The 16,349-nt window shown below is 74.8% G+C and carries 16 protein-coding genes; 6 read left to right on the forward strand and 10 right to left on the reverse strand.

Annotated elements, in window-relative coordinates; all coding sequences use genetic code 11:
• Positions 1-30: 30 nt before the first annotated feature.
• Positions 31-453 (reverse strand): PPOX class F420-dependent oxidoreductase, encoded by a 423-nt coding sequence (locus tag B9S64_RS26375; protein ID WP_103489875.1) that lies wholly within the window; start codon positions 451-453, stop codon positions 31-33.
• A 244-nt stretch (positions 454-697) separates the two neighbouring features.
• Between B9S64_RS26375 and B9S64_RS26380 the strand changes: the two genes are divergently transcribed.
• From B9S64_RS26380 to B9S64_RS26395, 4 genes are read left to right on the forward strand one after another with little or no spacing between them, the layout of a single operon-like run.
• Positions 698-1,963, forward strand: a complete 1,266-nt coding sequence (locus tag B9S64_RS26380) for an NAD(P)/FAD-dependent oxidoreductase (RefSeq protein ID WP_109492136.1) — start codon at positions 698-700, stop codon at positions 1,961-1,963.
• A gap of 31 nt (positions 1,964-1,994) precedes the next feature.
• Positions 1,995-3,227: a lycopene cyclase family protein gene (locus tag B9S64_RS26385; protein WP_109492137.1), complete on the forward strand. Its 1,233-nt coding sequence runs from the start codon at positions 1,995-1,997 to the stop codon at positions 3,225-3,227.
• Positions 3,224-3,940: a methyltransferase domain-containing protein gene (locus B9S64_RS26390; protein ID WP_103488644.1), complete on the forward strand. Its 717-nt coding sequence runs from the start codon at positions 3,224-3,226 to the stop codon at positions 3,938-3,940. The genes B9S64_RS26385 and B9S64_RS26390 overlap by 4 nt, the downstream gene beginning before the upstream one ends.
• Entirely contained in the window at positions 3,937-5,493 is a 1,557-nt protein-coding gene (locus B9S64_RS26395; protein WP_103505061.1) for an FAD-dependent oxidoreductase, read from the forward strand. The genes B9S64_RS26390 and B9S64_RS26395 overlap by 4 nt, the downstream gene beginning before the upstream one ends.
• Before the next feature lie 23 nt (positions 5,494-5,516).
• Here the strand turns inward: B9S64_RS26395 and B9S64_RS26400 are convergent, their stop codons facing one another.
• From B9S64_RS26400 to B9S64_RS26420, 5 genes are all read right to left on the reverse strand, one after another.
• A complete protein-coding gene (locus B9S64_RS26400; protein WP_109492138.1) occupies positions 5,517-6,539 on the reverse strand; it encodes a DUF5914 domain-containing protein in 1,023 nt (340 codons plus the stop codon).
• Entirely contained in the window at positions 6,536-7,516 is a 981-nt protein-coding gene (locus tag B9S64_RS26405) for a phytoene/squalene synthase family protein (protein WP_109492239.1), read from the reverse strand. The genes B9S64_RS26400 and B9S64_RS26405 overlap by 4 nt, the downstream gene beginning before the upstream one ends.
• Positions 7,517-7,548: 32 nt before the next feature.
• Positions 7,549-9,096: a phytoene desaturase family protein gene (gene crtI / locus B9S64_RS26410; RefSeq protein ID WP_103492882.1), complete on the reverse strand. Its 1,548-nt coding sequence runs from the start codon at positions 9,094-9,096 to the stop codon at positions 7,549-7,551.
• A complete protein-coding gene (locus tag B9S64_RS26415; RefSeq protein WP_103492881.1) occupies positions 9,093-10,253 on the reverse strand; it encodes a polyprenyl synthetase family protein in 1,161 nt (386 codons plus the stop codon). The genes crtI and B9S64_RS26415 overlap by 4 nt, the downstream gene beginning before the upstream one ends.
• A 278-nt stretch (positions 10,254-10,531) precedes the next feature.
• The gene (locus tag B9S64_RS26420) at positions 10,532-12,058 is read right to left on the reverse strand and encodes a glycoside hydrolase family 43 protein (RefSeq protein ID WP_103492880.1); all 1,527 of its coding nucleotides are present in this window, start codon (positions 12,056-12,058) and stop codon (positions 10,532-10,534) included.
• A 376-nt stretch (positions 12,059-12,434) separates the two neighbouring features.
• Here B9S64_RS26420 and B9S64_RS26425 point away from each other — a divergent pair, with 376 nt between their 5' ends.
• Entirely contained in the window at positions 12,435-13,307 is an 873-nt protein-coding gene (locus tag B9S64_RS26425) for an SGNH/GDSL hydrolase family protein (RefSeq protein ID WP_103492879.1), read from the forward strand.
• Positions 13,308-13,456: 149 nt separating this feature from the next.
• Here B9S64_RS26425 and B9S64_RS26430 read toward each other — a convergent pair whose 3' ends face one another.
• From B9S64_RS26430 to B9S64_RS26445, 4 genes are read right to left on the reverse strand one after another with little or no spacing between them, the layout of a single operon-like run.
• Positions 13,457-13,897, reverse strand: a complete 441-nt coding sequence (locus B9S64_RS26430) for a DUF6010 family protein (protein WP_103492878.1) — start codon at positions 13,895-13,897, stop codon at positions 13,457-13,459.
• The gene (locus B9S64_RS26435; protein WP_309136930.1) at positions 13,894-14,190 is read right to left on the reverse strand and encodes a DUF3817 domain-containing protein; all 297 of its coding nucleotides are present in this window, start codon (positions 14,188-14,190) and stop codon (positions 13,894-13,896) included. Before B9S64_RS26435 ends, B9S64_RS26430 begins: the two co-directional genes overlap by 4 nt.
• Before the next feature lie 2 nt (positions 14,191-14,192).
• The gene (locus B9S64_RS26440; protein ID WP_103492876.1) at positions 14,193-14,669 is read right to left on the reverse strand and encodes a DUF2269 family protein; all 477 of its coding nucleotides are present in this window, start codon (positions 14,667-14,669) and stop codon (positions 14,193-14,195) included.
• The gene (locus B9S64_RS26445) at positions 14,666-14,983 is read right to left on the reverse strand and encodes a hypothetical protein (RefSeq protein ID WP_103492875.1); all 318 of its coding nucleotides are present in this window, start codon (positions 14,981-14,983) and stop codon (positions 14,666-14,668) included. Before B9S64_RS26445 ends, B9S64_RS26440 begins: the two co-directional genes overlap by 4 nt.
• Positions 14,984-15,312: 329 nt before the next feature.
• On the opposite strand from B9S64_RS26445, the gene B9S64_RS26450 reads away from it, so the two are divergent.
• The gene (locus B9S64_RS26450; protein ID WP_103492874.1) at positions 15,313-16,254 is read left to right on the forward strand and encodes a GlxA family transcriptional regulator; all 942 of its coding nucleotides are present in this window, start codon (positions 15,313-15,315) and stop codon (positions 16,252-16,254) included.
• The last annotated feature ends 95 nt before the right edge of the window (positions 16,255-16,349 follow it).

The raw sequence follows: 16,349 nt of genomic DNA on the forward strand, positions 1-16,349 counted from the left end.
GTTGCCCGTCACGGGGCCGGCCGGGGTGCGTCAGGTGGACGCCTGGTCGCTGTCCTTCAGCGTGCCCCAGCCGTGCCACCGCTCGACCTCGACCCAGGCACTCACCCGGGTGCGGCTCCGCTCCGGGTACGGCTTGCCCGTGTAGTGGGTGGAGAGCCGGTCGATGTCGGTGAGGCCCTCGTCGTCGTGCATCTCGGCGACGCGCCCGATGAGGGTGACATGGGTGTACCAGTCGTCGTCGGCGAGCACGGTGAGGGTGATGCGCGGGTCGTTGCGCAGGTGCTTCAGCCGGACCCGGCCCTCGTCCATGTTGATCAGCACCCGGCCGTCGTCCCACAGGTACCAGGTGGCCGTGGAGACCGGAGCGCCGTCCGCGCGCAGCGTGGCGACGACGCACGGGTTGGGGCGGCGCAGCAGTTCCACGGCTTCGGGGGGAAGCGGCGGCTTGGACATGGGGACTCCTCGGTGTCGGCGGTCGTGGTCGTCGGTGTACGGACGAGGGTGCCAGGTCGCGGCGGGCGCCGCCCCCCGGCACCGGCCGCGCTTCCGGACCCGGTACCCGGTCGGCGGCGGGCATACGGGTCACACGATGAGGCGATGTCCGTGGAGGCGGCTCGCTTCGGCTCCCGGATCGTGATCGAGTTGACGCACCGTCAGCTGTGTGGCTGTACGGGGACGGAGCGGCCGAGGGGAACGGATGACGAACCGACAGCAGCCACCACCACCGGACGCCGTCGTGGTCGGCGCGGGACTGGCCGGCCTGGCCTGCGCCCTCGACCTCCGGAGCGCGGGTCTGCGCGTCGAACTGCTGGAGGCGTCCGACGCGGTGGGCGGCCGGATGCGCACCGACCGCAGGGACGGCTTCCTGCTCGACCGGGGCTTCCAGGTCTTCAACACCTCCTATCCGCAGGTGAAGGCCCGCCTCGACCTGCGCTCGCTGCGCCTGCGGCCGTTCACCCCGGGCGTCGTCGCCCGGACGCGCTCGGGCCGGGTCCGCCTCACCGACCCCACCCGGTGTCCGGGCGACGCGGCGCACCTGCTGCCCGGACGGGTCCTCTCGGCACGCGACCTCGCCGCGCTCGCCGTCCTCACCGCGCGTGACGCCCTGCTCCCGGCGAAACGCCTGGCCCACATGCCCGACCGCTCCGCTTCGGCCGCGCTCGTCCGCGCCGGGCTGTCCCCGGACGCGATCGAGGACCTCGTACGGCCGTTCCTGTCCGGGGTGTTCCTGGAAGAGGGGCTGGAGACCTCCGCCCGCTTCCTGCACCTGGTCTGGCGGAGCATGGCACGCGGCACCCTCTGCCTGCCCGCCCGGGGCATCGGCGCGGTGCCGGAACAGCTCGCCGTCCGCCTTCCGGAAGGCGCCCTGCGGCTCGGCACGCCCGTCGCGGACCTCACCGGTTCCGGGGTGCTCCTGGCGGACGGACAAGAACGCCCGGCGGCCGCCGTCGTCGTGGCCACCGACGCCACCACGGCCGCCCGTCTGCTGCCCGGCCTGGAGGTCCCGGACGGGCGCACGGTGACGACGTACTACCACGCGGCCGGGAAGTCGCCGCTGAGCGAACCGACGCTGGTCGTCGACAGCTCCCTGGCCGTCCTGAACAGCTGTGTCCTGACCGAGGCCGCCCCCACCTACGCCCCGCCCGGCACCGCCCTGGTGTCCACCTCGGTCCTGGGCGGCGGCCCGGCGGGCGGTGAGAAGACGGTGCGCGCCCGGCTGGCCGAGCTGTACGACACCGACACGAGCGCCTGGGACCCGGTCGCCGCGTACACGGTCGAGGGCGCGCTGCCCGCGATGCGTCCGCCCTGGCCGCTGAGCCGCACCACCCGCTTCGCGCCGGGCCGGTACGTCTGCGGGGACCACCGGGCCACCGGGTCCGTCCAGGGCGCGCTGGCCTCCGGCAGCCGGGCGGCGCGCGAGGTACTGGCCGACCGCGCGGCGGCCCGCGCCCCCCGGCCGTGAACGGGCGGCCCGGGACCCGGAGGCCGCCCCGGTGAGCCCCGCCGGTCCCGCCCGCGCCGCCGGGGACGCGGCGGACGGCGTCGTCGTCCTGGGCGGCGGCGCGGCCGGGCTCTGCCTGGCGCACCGGCTCACCGAGGGCCCCGCCCTCCCGACGAGCGTGACCGTGGTCGAGGCACCGGACGGGCCGCTGCGGCCCCCGGAGCGGACCTGGTGCTACTGGGAGGCGGGCACCGGGGACTTCGAGGACGCCGTCACCGCGTCCTGGACACGGCTGCGGGTGCGCGGCGCGGACGGCACCACCGTGGAGTCGGACCCCGCCCCCCTGCGCTACCGCATGGTCAGGTCGGCCCGTTTCGAACAGCTGGTCCACGCCCGGCTGGCGGCCCGCCCCGGCGCCCGCCTCGTACGCGCCACCGCCCACGAGGTGCGCGAGGCGCCGTACGGGGCCGAGGTGCGCTGCACGGCCGAGGACGGGAAGCCGCTCATCCTGCGCGGCCGCCATGTCTTCGACTCCCGGCCGGTGCGGACCGTACCCGCGCACCGCACCCTGCTGCTCCAGCACTTCCGGGGCTGGTTCGTGCGCACCGCGGCCCCCCGGTTCGACCCCGGCGTCGCCGACCTCATGGACTTCCGGGTGCCCCAGCCGCGCCATGGACTGGCCTTCGGCTACGTCCTGCCCCTCGCACCGGACCGGGCGCTGGTGGAGTACACCGAGTTCTCCCGGACCCCGCTGACCACCCCCGCCTACGAGACGGCCCTGCGGCACTACACGGCCGAGGTCCTGCGCCTCGGCCCGCTCACCGTGGACTCCGCCGAGCAGGGCGTCATCCCGATGACCGACGCCCGCTTCCCCCGCCGTACCGGGCCCGCCGTCTTCCGGATCGGGGCCGCCGGGGGCGCCACCCGCCCGGCCACCGGCTACACCTTCGCCGCCGTCCAGCGCCAGAGCCGGGCCGTCGCCGCCGCCCTGCGCCACGGCCGCCCGGACGTCCCCCCGCCGCACGGCCGCCGACAGCTCGCCATGGACGCCGTCCTGCTGCGCGCCCTGGACACCGGGCGGGTGGACGGCCCGCGCTTCTTCACCGACCTCTTCCGCCGAGTGCCCATGGAACGGCTGCTGCGCTTCCTCGACGGCGGAAGCACGCCCTGGGAGGACTTCGGCATCGGGCTGCGCACCCCCGTGGGACCGATGCTCCGCACCGCTGCCGAACTGCCCTTCCTCGCCCGCCGGGACACCGGCCGATCCGAAGAGAGCCCCCGATGACCCTGTTGCGCGACCATGACCTCGCGCACGCGTTCGACCACGCGTCGCTCAGCTACGACCGTCTCACCGCGCTGAACCCCGGCTACCGCGGCGACCTGATCCGCTCGGCGGACCGGCTGCGCCTGCCGGACGGCGGACGCGGCCTGCGGGTGCTCGACCTCGGCTGCGGTACGGGCGCCTCGACACGGGCGCTGCTGCGGGCGGCGCCGCTCGCCCGGATCACGGCGGTGGACGCCTCGGCCGGCATGCTGGAGCGGGCCCGCGCCAAACGCTGGCCGCCGAACGTACGGTTCCTGCACCGGTCGGCGGAAGCGCTCCGCACCGCCGACCGCGACGCCGGCCCCTACGACGCGGTCTTCGCCGCCTACCTCTTCCGCAACGTCACCGCGCCCGGACCGGTCCTCGACACCGTGCGGGCCCTGCTGCGGCCCGGCGGCCGGCTGGTGGCGCACGAGTACACCCTCAGCGGCTCACCCGTCCACCGGGCGCTGTGGCACGCCGTCTGCCGGGGAGTGATCATCCCGGCGGGCACCCTGACCGGGGACCGCGCGCTCTACCGCCATCTGTGGCGCAGCGTCCTCGACTTCGACACCGCCCCCGCCTTCGCCGCGCGGATCAGCCGGGCCGGATTCCCGTTCGTCCGCACCGCCCCCGCCTCGGGCTGGCAGACCGGCCTCGTCCACACCTTCCTCGCCCGGACGGAGGCACCATGAGACGCGCCCGCCCGCCCGCCGACCGCCATGGACGCGACCGCCGCGCCGAGGTGATCGCCCCGCCGCCGGGGCGCGAACGCCTCACCGGCGACGCCCCGTCCACCGCCGTCGTCGGCGGCGGCATCGCCGGTCTCGCCGCCGCCACCGCCCTCGCCGAACGCGGTGTCCGCGTGACGCTGTACGAACGCGAGGACACCCTCGGCGGACGCCTCGCGGGATGGCCCGTCCACCTCACGGACGGCACCGGCGCGACCATGAGCCGCGGCTTCCACGCCTTCTTCCGCCAGTACTACAACCTGCGCGGCCTGCTGCGCCGTACGGACCCCTCGCTCTCCGGCCTCACTCCGCTGCCCGACTATCCGCTGCGCCACCGCGACGGCCTGTCCGACAGCTTCGCGCGCGTGCCCAGGACCCCGCCCTGGAGCGCGCTCGGATTCGTCGCCCTCAGCCCGACGTTCGGCCCGCGCGACCTCGCCGCGATGGACGCCCGCGCCGCGCTGCCCCTCCTCGACGTGCGGGTCCCCGAGGTGTACGAGCGCTTCGACCACATCAGCGCCGAGGACTTCCTACGCCGGATCAACTTCCCCGAGGCCGCCCACCACCTGGCCTTCGAGGTGTTCTCCCGCAGCTTCTTCGCCGACCCCCGCGAACTGTCCGCCGCCGAACTGCTGTTGATGTTCCACATCTACTTCCTCGGCTCGTCCGAGGGGCTCCTCTTCGACGTACCGCGCGAACCCTTCCCCCAGGCCCTCTGGGAACCGCTCGCCGGCTATCTGCGGCGGCTCGGCGCCGACGTGCGCACCGGCACCCCGGTCCACCGGATCCGCCCCGCCCCGGACACCACCCTGACCGTGGAGCACGACGGCGCGGCCGACCGCCACCAGGCCGTCGTCCTCGCCCTCGACACCACCGGGCTTCGCCATGTCGTCGCCGCCTCCGAGGAGTTGGGGGACCCGGGCTGGCGCGCGGACGTCGCCGCGCTGCGCACCGCGCCCCCGTTCCTCGTCTCCCGGCTGTGGCTCGACCGGCCCGTACGCGCGGACCGCCCGGGATTCCTCGGCACCAGCGGCTACGACGGCCTGGACAACATCAGCGTCCTGGACCGCTGGGAGGGCGAGGCCGCCCGCCGGTCCGCGCGGACCGGCGGCAGCGTCGTCGAACTGCACGCCTACGCCGTCCCCGAGGACGCCGAACCCAAGCGGGTCCAACGCCACATCGTGGACCGGCTGCACGAGGTCTACCCGGAGACCGCCGACGCCCGGATCGTCGACGCCCGCCACGAATGGCGCGCCGACTGCCCCGTCTTCGCCGTCGGCGGCCACCACCGGCGGCCCGCCGTCCGCACGCCCCACCCGCGCGTCGTGCTGGCCGGCGACCTCGTCCGCACCGGCCTGCCCGTCGCCCTCATGGAACGCGCGGCGACCTCCGGCTTCCTCGCCGCCAACGCGCTGCTCGCCGACTGGGGCGTCCGCGGCCAGACGCTCTGGACCGTCCCCCGGTCCGGCCGCTCCCGCACCCTCGCCGCCCTCGCGCGCCGGGCCGGACGGCACTGACCACGACGGATGTTGACGGAGCGTCAGCCGATGAACCGACCGGTGCTCCGCAGCGCCCAGCGCCGCTCGGCATAGGCCAGGTCGTCGCGCCAGAGGCGCCCCGCCGTGCCCCGCATCAGCGGACGCAGCAGCGGCGCGGCGGCGCGCGCCAGGGCGAACCCCCGCCGGTCCGAGGCCGCGACGACCGCCTCGACCACCGCCGTACGCGGCTCGGCCGCGCCCGGCGCGGTGAGCGGCGTGGCATGGGTCTCCACCACCGAACCGGCCCCCTCCCCGTCCGTGATGCGCATGACGACCGTACGGGGCCCGGGGGCCGTGAACACGGCGCGCACCGGCACCACCAGCCGGCCCGCGACCTTGAACGACACCTCGACGGTGAACCCGTCGTCCGCGTCGGCCCCGTCGCCCCCGTCGCCGCCGGGCGTGCCGAGCACCTTCAGCCCGACGAACGCGTACGGGTGGAACCAGGACCCGTGCCAGGGGTCGAGCCGGTTGGCCACGACGTCCTCGGGCTCGCACCGGCCCACCGCCGTGAACACCGCCTCCACCGCGCCCCCGGCATCCGGCCGCACCGGCACCACCGGCCGCCCCGACGCCCGCTCGCTCCCGGCCGCGTCCAGCCGCACCCACACCAGCACCCCGTCGTCGTACACCGGATAGGGCTCCCACCCGGCGAGCGGCCCCCCGTTCAGGGCCAGCCCGTGCCAGTGGCAGAGCAGCGTCCCGCACACCACCCGGCTGTCCCGCAACGGAGCCCCCAGATGCGGGCACACCCCGGGCCCCGCCCGCAGCGAACCGTCCCCGGCCCGCCACAGGACGACCTCCTCCCCGGCCACGGTCCGGCCGTACGGCCGCTCACGGGACCCGACCTCCCGCGACGCGCCGACGACGTACCAGTTGTCCGACGGCCGCGCCGAGGCCCGCTCCAGCGCCCCCGCGATCAGGCCCGGCCGCGCCTCCCGCCAGGTCGGGGCCTGCCGCTCCCAGGCCGGGGCCCGCCGTACCCGCAGCGGCGGGGTCCACGATCTCCCGTGCCGTGCGCTCATCGCCTCGTCCCTTCCGCTCTGCTCGCACCCGGCGCGGCCGCGGGCCGGGTACGCGTCCGCGCCGCCAGCACCCGTACCAGCCCGGCCGCCGCGGTGGCCGCCCGGCGCCCGCGCGGGACGACGGCACGCCCGTGCAGCACCGCGTAGTCGGCGTCGGCCACCGCGTCCAGGATGGCGCCGTACAGCGTGAACGCCGTACGGATGCACGGCCGCACCCGCGGATCGAGCATGGCGATGCCCGGCTCGGCGTCCCGGTAGACGGCCCGGGTCATCGCCTCGGCCTCGACCAGCGCCGCCCGGATCCGGGGATCGCGGCGCCCGGTACGGCGGCTCCACTCCAGCAGCGGGCGCGCCACCCCGTGCGCGGCGAGCAGGTCCGCCGGCAGGTACACCCGCCCCCGGTCCAGGTCCTCACCCACGTCCCGCAGGAAGTTCGTCAACTGGAAGGCCACCCCGAGGGCGGCCGCGTGCGGGGCCGCCTCCTCACGGTCCACGACCGTCCCCAGCACCGGAAGCATCTGGAGGCCGATCACGGCGGCCGAACCGTGCATGTAGGCCCGCAGATCCGTGTACGTCGGGTAGTCCGTGACGGTGAGATCGCTACGCATCGACGCCAGGAAGTCCGCGAACAGCCCGGGGGCGATGGCGTAGCGCCCGGCGGTGTCCGCGACCGCCCGCACCACCGGCTCGTCGCCGCCGCCCGTGCGCAGGCCGTGCGCCAGGTCGTCCTCCAGGAGGCGCAGCAGCCGGTCGCGTTCCGGTGGGGGCTCCCTGCGGTCCAGGTCGTCCACGATGTCGTCCGCCCACCGGGCGAAGCCGTACAGCGCGTGCACCGCGCACCGCCGCTCCAGGGGCAGCAGCCGGGTCGCCAGGAAGTACGTCCGCCCGTGCCGGGCGTTCAGCGCCCGGCACCGGGCGTAGGCGTCGCGCAGGGCGGCCCCGGTGATCCCGGCCGCGTCCAGCTCGCGGCGGTTCACCGGGGGCTCCTCGACGACGTGCGCGCGGCGGTTCACGGGCTGCCCTTCGACGACACGGCCGGGACGGCGGCACGCGGCCGCCGCGCCGCCTTCGGGGGCCGGAGCCCGGTGACGCGCGCCGCGGCGAGCTTCCCGCTGACGAGCACGGTCGGCACCCCCACCCCGGGCGTCGTCCCGCACCCGGCGAGTACGACGTTGTCGTAGTCCCGCACGAGGTTGCGCGGCCGGAACGGACCGGTCTGCGCGAACGTGTGCGCCAGCGAGAACGGGGTGCCCGCCCCATGGCCCCGCGCCGTCCAGTCCACCGGCGTCACCAGCAGCTCCCGGTCGAGCGAGGCGCCGAAGCCGTCGAGCCCCCGGCGCTCCAGCTCGGCCAGCAGACTGTCCCGGTACCGGGGCCCCAGACCGTGCCAGGCGTCCGCCGACGGGCCGGTCGTGGTGTTGGGGCACGGGGCCAGGACGTAGTGCAGGTGCTTGCCGTCCGGCGCCAGCGACGGATCGTGCGTGGTCGGCCGGGTGAGCAGCAGCGAGGGGTCGCTCATCAGCTCTCCCCGCCGGGTGAGTTCGTCGAAGGTGCGTTCCCAGGCGCCGCCGAACGACAGTGTGTGGTGCGCCAGTTCCGGCCAGGTGCGGTCCGTGCCCGCGTGCAGGACCACGGCCGAGGGGGAGTGGCGCAGGGCGACCGGGCGGCGTGGCGCCCGGCCCAGGAGGCGGTGGGCGACGGGGAGGTCGGCGGTCAGGACGAGCGCGTCGCAGGCGATGCGCTCGCCCGAGGCCAGCCGGACGGCCCGCACCCGGCCCGCCGCGTGCTCCAGCCGGGTCACCTCGGACGACCAGCGCAGCCGCGCCCCGGCGTCGGCCGCCGCGTCCGCCATCGCCCGGGGCAGCGCGTGCATCCCGCCCTTGGGGAACCAGACGCCCGCCACCGTGTCCATGTACGCGATCACGGCGTAGGCGGCGAGCGCCCGCGCGGGCGCCACCCCGGCGTAGAGCGACTGGAAGGAGAACACCCGGCGCAGCCGGGGATCGGAGAGGAACCCGCCGATCCGCGGGTCGAGCCGGCCGAACCCGCCCAGCGCGGCCAGCCGGGCCAGGTCCGGGTGCAGGAGCTGGAAGGGGGAGTCGAAGTTGGTGTCGATGAAGCGGCGCATCTGCGCCCGGTACAGCCGCTCCAGCCAGTGGCGCAGCCTGCGGTACCCCTCGGCCTCCCGGCCCCCGGCGAACCGCCGGACCTCGGACTCCATGGCCTCGCCGTCCGTGTGGACGTCCAGCCGGCTGCCGTCCGCGAACAGCGCCCGGTAGGCCGGGTGCAGCGGGATCAGCTCGACGCGCCGGTACAGGCTGTCGCCCACGGCGGCGAACGCCTCGTCGGCCAGATGCGGCATGGTCAGCACCGTGGGACCGGTGTCCAACTGGTACCCGCCCAGCTCCAGCCGTCCCGCGCGGCCGCCGGGGCCCGCGTCCCGCTCGACGAGCGTCACCCGGCGTCCCGCGCCGAGCAGGTGCAGGGCGGCGGCGAGACCGGACAGCCCGGCGCCGACCACCACCACATGGTCCGTGGGACCCGGTACCGTCCTCACACGCCCTCCCCGCCGGCGACGGGCACCGTGCCCACGGCCCGCTCCACCGACCAGGCGAACTCCCGCCGGGCACCCGCGTCCGCCCCGGCGTCCGCGAAATGCCGCAGGCTCGCCGCGGCGAGGGCGTCGATCTCCTTCTCCACCTCCGCGCGCGCTCCCGTACGTTCGAGGGCGGCGCGCATCCGGGCGACCGAGTCCTCCGGGTGCCGGGCCGCGTCGGGGGCCAGCGCGGCCAGTGCCTCCGTGTCGCCCGACTCGGTGGCGTACCGCACGGCGACCGCGAGGAGATAGGTGGGCTTGCGCCCGCGCAGGTCCTCGTCCGCCGGTTTGCCCGTGACGGCCGGGTCGCCGAACGCGCCGAGCAGATCGTCCCGGAGCTGGAAGGCGAGCCCGGCACACCGCCCGGCCGACCTCAGCGCCTCCATGGTGCGGGCGTCGGCGGCGGCCGACGCGGCGCCCAGGGTGAGGGGCCGCTGCACCGTGTAGAGCGCGCTCTTGAGCGTCGCGATGCGCGTCGCCTCGGCGCCGTCCGACGAACCGGTCGCCTGCGCCCGCAGGTCGAGGTACTGACCGGCCACCATCTCCGCGCGCATCGCCCGCCACTCCCGCAGCAGCCGGTCCCCCTGCGGGGAGGACAGCGCGGTCTCGGTGAACAGGTCGTCGGCCCAGGCCAGCGCCAGGTCACCGGCGAGCACGGCGGCCGTGGTGGAGAAGGACGCGGCGGAACCCCGCATCCCGCCGGCCCGGTGCGCGCGGGCGAAGTCCGCGTGCACGGCGGGCGCACCCCGGCGCACCGGCGACCCGTCCATGACGTCGTCGTGGATCAGCGCGGCGGCCTGGAGCAGTTCGAGAGCCGCGCCGACGCGTACCGGTGTCTCCGGGTCGCCCGCCTGCCCGGCGGCCAGCCGGCCGCACCACACGAAGGCCGACCGGAGCCGCTTTCCGCCGCGCAGGACGAAGGCGGCGACCCGGCCCGCCACCTCCTCGGCGAACACGGCGTCCACCTGGCGGGCCTCCTCCAGCCGGGCACCGAGGTGGGCCGCGAGGAACGCGTCCACGGCCGCGGCGGCGTCGCCGGCCGTGGACGGGGTCCCCCCGGTGCCGGGTGGCCCGGGCGGCCCGGCGGTCTTGGGCCGCGTCGCCCGTGGACCGAGCATGAGAACCCCTTTCACTCCACGCCTCCGCGTCCACCGGTCGTTCCGGCCGCGACGGGAACGCGGATGCGCCTATCCCTGCCCGGCGCGTGGCCTGGTCGGAGCGGGGTTCACTCCAACGGCCGGGGCTGACGGCCCGTCAGGCCGTACGCCGGGTACGCCACACGGAACGCTGTGCCGTGGCGGGAGGCGACGGGGTCACGGTCACGCCGGTGCGGGGGCCACGCCCGGCGAGGACCCGGCGGGCCGGGCGGCCCCCACGGGGCGCCGCCCGGCCCCCGTCAGGCGGGGCGCAGCTCGAACCAGTCGAAGGCCGCGCTGCCCCGGGTGGCGTACATACCGACGACCCGGCCGGTGAAGCCGCCCGCGACCTCGGTGGTGAGGTAGCGGCCGTCGAGCTCCGCCAGGACCTCGAAGCCGCCCTCGGCCGTCTCGTACCCCAGGCGCAGGGCATCCGGGGCGCCGACGCGCAGGCCGGGCGGGACCGTGGCGTCCTTCCCGGTCACCGTGGGCGGCAGGGTGACGGTGGTGGTGACATCGATGCGCAGCGTCAACGGGCCGTCGGGGGCGGGGCGTTCGGCGACGGTGTGGCACAGCGGGCCGATCCGGGCGACGGCGCGGACCATGCCGTCGCCCGCCTCCACCCGGTAGTGGTGCGCCTCGTCCAGCCGTACCGCGAGCCCGCCCCGGCCGCCCTCACCGACCGTGACCAGGGTGCGGGCGGAGCAGTCGGGGTCGCGCTGGCGCCGCCCCACGAAGACCGCGCCGGGTGTGTCGAGGCTGTCCGCGCGGGCGTGCAGCACCAGATGCCCCGGCCGTTCGTCCAGGCGGACGGCGGCGGGGCCGAGCCTGCGGGGCGTCACCCAGCAGGGCGCCGCCACGGGGGAGTCGAAGTCGTCCCGGGCCGGCTCCGGCGGCCAGGGGTGCGGCACCAGCGCCGGTGCCGTGGCGCGCGTCTCCAGCGGTCCTGGCAGCGGCCAGCCGTCCTCCCACCGCACCGGCACCAGGAACGTCTCCCGGCCCATGCCGTGGAACTTCGGGGTGTCGCCCCGGGGCCGGGTGCCGAGCAGCACCATCCACCAGGTGCCGTCCCCGGCCTGGACCAGGTCACCGTGCCCGGTGTTCTGCACCGGGTGGTCCGTACTGCGGTGGGAGAGCACGGGGTTGGCGGGATGCGGCTCGAACGGCCCCGGCAGGGCACGTGCCCGCGCCACCGACATCGCGTGGCCGCGTTCCGTACCGCCCTCCGACAGCAGCAGGTACCACCAGTCGCCCACGTGGTACAGGTGCGGCCCCTCCGGGTACTGCAGCCCGCTGCCCGACCACAACGCGACCGGCTCGCCCAGCCGTTCGCCCGTCGCCGGATCGACGCGCACCCCCTGGATGCCCCCATGGGAGAAGACGCACCAGCAGGTCCCGTCCTCGTCCCACGCCAGATCCGGGTCGATGCCCGGCACGTCCACCGTCACCGGGTCCGACCACGGCCCGGCCGGATTCGTCGCGGTCACCAGCACCGTGCCCGCGCCGCCGACGACGGTCGTGATCATCCAGAAGCGGCCGTCGTGGTACCGGAGCGTCGGCGCGTACACCCCGCCCGACGACCCGGTGCTCTCCGGCAGGTCCAACTGCTCCGGCCGTTCCAGGGCATGGCCGATCAGCCGCCAGTGCACGAGGTCGCGGCTGTGCCACAGCGGCACCCCGGGCACGTACTCGAAGCTGGACGTCGCCAGGTAGTAGTCGTCACCGGCCCGGCAGATGCTCGGGTCCGGGCTGAAGCCGGGTATCACCGGGTTGTCGAAGAACGTCATGTCCGTCCTGAGGGGTGGGTGCGGGTGAGGGCGTCGGGCACATCGCGCGAGTGGGTGGGACGCGTGGTTGAAGCGCTTCGAAACTCGCACCCGCCCAGCTCACTGTCAATGGGTCGGCGCGGAAGCCGCCACGGTTGGGGCGATGATTGAAGCGCTTCGACGAGGCTCGCGGTGCCGGGAGGTGCCGGTCGCGGTCCGGGACGCTTGCGAGAAGTCCGGTCGGAGGCGTTGACGTGCCCGCCGGGCGGCTGCACATTACCTAGCGGTAGCACCGTGCGGTAACCCTCACGACCCTCACGTCCCGGAGCCGGACGGCCGTCCGGCCCCGTCCGCACGCGCCTCGTCCGCACCCGCCCCCACCGAGAATCGAGTGCCCATGCCGAAGCGAACCCTGCGTCATGTCATGACTGCGACAATTGCTGCCGTCGGTGCGCTGGCGCTCAGCGCCGGCGGAGCCGTCGCCCAGACCGCCGCCCCCCTCGACTACGTCGCCCTCGGCGACAGTTACGGCGCGGGATCGGGCGTGCTGCCCATCGACCTCAGCAGCCCGTTGTGTCTGCGCTCCACGGCCAACTACCCCCACGTCCTCGCCTCCGCCACGGGTGCCCGCCTCACGGACGTGACCTGCGGGGCCGCCGAGACCAAGCACCTCGCCCAGTCCCAGTACCCGGGTGTCGCCCCGCAGTCGGACGCTCTGAACGCGGACACGGACCTGGTGACCGTGACGATCGGCGGCAACGACAACAGCACCTTCGTCAGCGCCCTCACGGCGTGTGCCTCCGCAGGGGTCCTCAGCGGCGGGAAGGGGAGCCCCTGCAAGGACAAGAAGGGCACCCACTTCGACGACCAGATCGAGGCGAACACCTATCCCGCCCTGGTGGAAGCGCTGCGGAACGTCCACGCGAAGGCGCCCGGCGCCCGCGTGGCGGCCCTCGGCTACCCGTGGATCATGCCCGCCACCGCCGACCCGTCCTGCTTCCTGAAGCTGCCGGTCGCCTCGGGGGACGTGCCGTACCTGCGTGGGATCCAGGCGCACCTGAACGCCGTCATCGCCCGCGCCGCCGCCGAGACCGGGACCACCTACGTGGACTTCACGCAGGTGTCCGAGGGCCACGACGCGTGCAAGGCCTCCGGTACGCGGTGGATCGAGCCGCTGGTGTTCGGCACCAACATCGTGCCCGTACACCCCAACGCGCTGGGGGAGCGGCGCATGGCCGAACACGCCATGGACGTCCTCGGCCTCGGCTGAACCGGCCACGGCCCGGTCGTCCTGCCGAGCGGGCGGAGTCGTGCGTACGGACCGTGATGGCCCGTCACCGGGCGGCCCCGCCCGCTCCGCTCGCGCCGGTGGGGTCCTACGGCTCAGCTCATGGGATCGCGGGGCGCCGGAGCGGTCGGTCAGGAGGGGGCGGAGGCGTGATCGTGCACCGGGTCCGTCGTCCGGCCGGGCTTGCGCCGGCGGCGGACGAGCGCGGTCGGTGAAGGTCCTCCGCACAGGCACCACAGGGCGATGACGGGATCGCAGAGGGCGCAGCCCATGGACGAGTTGTGCGCGAACGGCAGGATCGGATTGCCCTTGAGCCAGTGGGCCACGTCCCACGCGGTGTGCAGCAGCCAGCCGATACCGATGAAGGTCCAGGAGTCCAGCCCTCTGTAGGCGACGTACGCCATGAGCGCGACGAACGGTAGCTCCCACAGGCCGAAGCCGCCCCCGCTCAGATAGGCGGCTCCGGCTCCGCCCACCATGATCGCGTTGAAGTGGCGCCGGTGCGGTTCTCTGACCAGTGACATCAGCGAGCAGTAGACGATGCCCACGATCAGCGGTGACACGAGGGTCATGAGGGGATGACTCCTTCCGTCCGGCCGCGGGCCGGAGCACCGGGGGCGAGCTGTCGCAGAGCGAGCAGTCCGCCGACGCCCGGAACGAGGGCCACGACCTTGGCGGCGGCCGGGGCCCGGCCGAAGCGCCAGGTCGCGATCACGACGAACAGGTAGGCGCAGCCGTGGGTGGGGCCCGTCAAGGATGAGACGGGCTTGAGGTGGACGGTGAACACGTTGGCCAGCAGCACGATCAGCGAGATCAGCTCGGCGTGGGCCGCGACGCGCAGGTGGCGCGGAGACTTGAGGCGCATGCTCATGCTCCCGTGGTGGAGCCGGGACGGATGATCATCAGTACGGTGACGGTGGTCCAGAGCAGGTTGAAGACGCCCGTGAGCATGGCGAGGCGACCCGGGACGACGGGGGTCGGCGCCGACGACGAGGAAGCGGAACCTCGTGTCTCGGCCAGGGCGCGGTCCTGGGCGGGCAGGATCAGGAGCGCCAGCACGCCGGCGGCCGTCGCGGTCAGCAGGATCGAGACGATCAGCCACGTGTCACCGAGGACGCCGAGACTGCCGGCCGTCGCGAAGCCGAACACGGGAACGGCGATGCCGATGCCCGCGTAGACCCGGCAGATGCGGTGCAGCGTCCGCAGGGTGGCGCGGGCGTCACTGTCGCCGGGATCGCCGAGAGAGCGGCGCAGCGTCGTGGGGAACATGCTCGCGGCGACGGTGACCGGGCCGACGGCGATGACGGCGGCCAGGACGTGCACGGACAGAAGGATTTTGGTCACGCCTGGTGCTCCGGGGTGGTCTGGCGCTCGCCGGTGCCCTTCAAAGACGGAAGGCGCCCGGCCCGGGAAGCATCCCGGAGGGTGTCGCCGTCGCCCGTCGCGTCGAGTGCCGGGGTCTGCCGCGCGGGCTCGGCGACGGCCTGCTTCCAGGCCGTCCGGTCTCCGTCGGGGGAGATACCGGTGAGTGGTACGCCCTCGTCGGCTCCGTGGGCGACGCCGGTCAGGGGGCCGTCCCGCTCGCGGAGTTCGGCCGCGGCCTCGATCTCGCCCACGGGGGAGGAGACGGACGGGTTCCAGGTGCCTTCGATGGACATGCGGATGGGATTCCTGACTGTGCGGAGAGCGACGACGGGCGGCTGATCCGCGAAGGGCCGACCGCTCGGAGGGCGGGTGGGTGTCAGACCCTGGGCGCGCCAGACGGTCCCACGCCGCTCGTGGGCGAAGAGGTCCTCGACGGCGTGTGCGCCGTCCGTCGGACACTCCGAAGTCAACAGGCTGTCGCCCACGTCGCCCAGTGGCACTGGTGACAGCTTTCAACGGGATAGTGCCAACGCCGTCGCGGAGGGTGTGAGCTGTGACGACATGGAGCTCCCCGGGCATTAGGCCCGTGCGGTCCGGCCCGGAGGGCAGGTAGGTTCTGGCCATGCACACCGTTGCCGTTCTCGCGCTGGACCAGGTGATCCCGTTCGACCTGTCCACCCCGATCGAGGTCTTCTCGCGGACCCGCCTGCCCGACGGGCGGCCCGGCTATCAGGTCCGGGTGTGTGCCGAGCGGGACGAGATCGACGCCGGAGGAGCCTTCACCCTGCGCGCCCCCTGGGGCCTGGAGGGCCTCCAGGACGCGGACACGATCATCGTGCCGGGCGTCGCCGATGTCACGGCCCCGCTCCCCACCGCCGTGCGTGACGCCCTGCGGTCGGCCGCTGCCGCCGGCACCCGGATCGCCTCCGTCTGCGCGGGCACTTTCCCGTTGGCGGCCACCGGGCTCCTCGACGGGCTGCGTGTCACGACCCACTGGTGTGCGGCCGGGCTTCTGGCCGCCACCCACCCGGCCGTCGAAGTCGACCCGGACGTCCTCTACGTCGACAACGGCCAGTTCCTCACCTCGGCCGGCGCGGCCGCAGGCATGGACCTGTGCCTGCACATGATCCGCCGTGACTACGGCTCGGCCGTCGCCGCAGACGCCGCCCGGCTGTCGGTGATGCCCCTCGAACGAGAGGGCGGGCAGGCGCAGTTCATCGTCCACGACCACGCTCCCGAGCCGCACGGCTCCGAACTGGAGGCGCTGCTCACCTGGCTGCGGCAGAACATGGTCCGTGACCTCACCCTCGCCGACATCGCCGAGCAGGCCGGGACCAGCACCCGGACCCTGATCCGCCGCTTCCGCGACCAGACCGGCACCACTCCGCTCCAATGGCTCCACCGGGCCCGCGTCCGCCAGGCACAGCACCTCCTCGAAACCACGCAGCACTCCGTCGAACGCATCGGCGGCCAGGTCGGCTTCGGCTCACCCACCGCCTTCCGCGACCGCTTCAGACGCACCACCGGTGTCAGCCCGCAGACCTATCGGCGCACGTTCAGCTGAACCCCCCGCTCGACGGCGGCGCGGCTGTCCCGGCGATCCCGAAGACGTCGCGGGAGGCCCGCCGTCCTCGCAGCGAGCCGTGCGAAGTGGCTCAC

It is taken from the genome of Streptomyces sp. SM18, from assembly GCF_002910775.2.
Taxonomy (GTDB): Bacteria; Actinomycetota; Actinomycetes; order Streptomycetales; family Streptomycetaceae; genus Streptomyces; species Streptomyces halstedii.

Bases quoted from the DNA above. Each gene is read 5' to 3' on its own strand.
- B9S64_RS26435 (WP_309136930.1), bottom strand. From the start codon at position 14,190: ATGCGCCTCAAGTCTCCGCGCCACCTGCGCGTCGCGGCCCACGCCGAG.
- B9S64_RS26445 (WP_103492875.1), bottom strand. From the start codon at position 14,983: ATGTCCATCGAAGGCACCTGGAACCCGTCCGTCTCCTCCCCCGTGGGC.
- B9S64_RS26380 (WP_109492136.1), top strand. From the start codon at position 698: ATGACGAACCGACAGCAGCCACCACCACCGGACGCCGTCGTGGTCGGC.
- B9S64_RS26450 (WP_103492874.1), top strand. From the start codon at position 15,313: ATGCACACCGTTGCCGTTCTCGCGCTGGACCAGGTGATCCCGTTCGAC.
- B9S64_RS26415 (WP_103492881.1), bottom strand. From the start codon at position 10,253: ATGCTCGGTCCACGGGCGACGCGGCCCAAGACCGCCGGGCCGCCCGGG.
- B9S64_RS26425 (WP_103492879.1), top strand. From the start codon at position 12,435: ATGCCGAAGCGAACCCTGCGTCATGTCATGACTGCGACAATTGCTGCC.
- B9S64_RS26420 (WP_103492880.1), bottom strand. From the start codon at position 12,058: ATGACGTTCTTCGACAACCCGGTGATACCCGGCTTCAGCCCGGACCCG.
- B9S64_RS26400 (WP_109492138.1), bottom strand. From the start codon at position 6,539: ATGAGCGCACGGCACGGGAGATCGTGGACCCCGCCGCTGCGGGTACGG.
- B9S64_RS26395 (WP_103505061.1), top strand. From the start codon at position 3,937: ATGAGACGCGCCCGCCCGCCCGCCGACCGCCATGGACGCGACCGCCGC.
- B9S64_RS26430 (WP_103492878.1), bottom strand. From the start codon at position 13,897: ATGACCCTCGTGTCACCGCTGATCGTGGGCATCGTCTACTGCTCGCTG.
- B9S64_RS26390 (WP_103488644.1), top strand. From the start codon at position 3,224: ATGACCCTGTTGCGCGACCATGACCTCGCGCACGCGTTCGACCACGCG.
- B9S64_RS26375 (WP_103489875.1), bottom strand. From the start codon at position 453: ATGTCCAAGCCGCCGCTTCCCCCCGAAGCCGTGGAACTGCTGCGCCGC.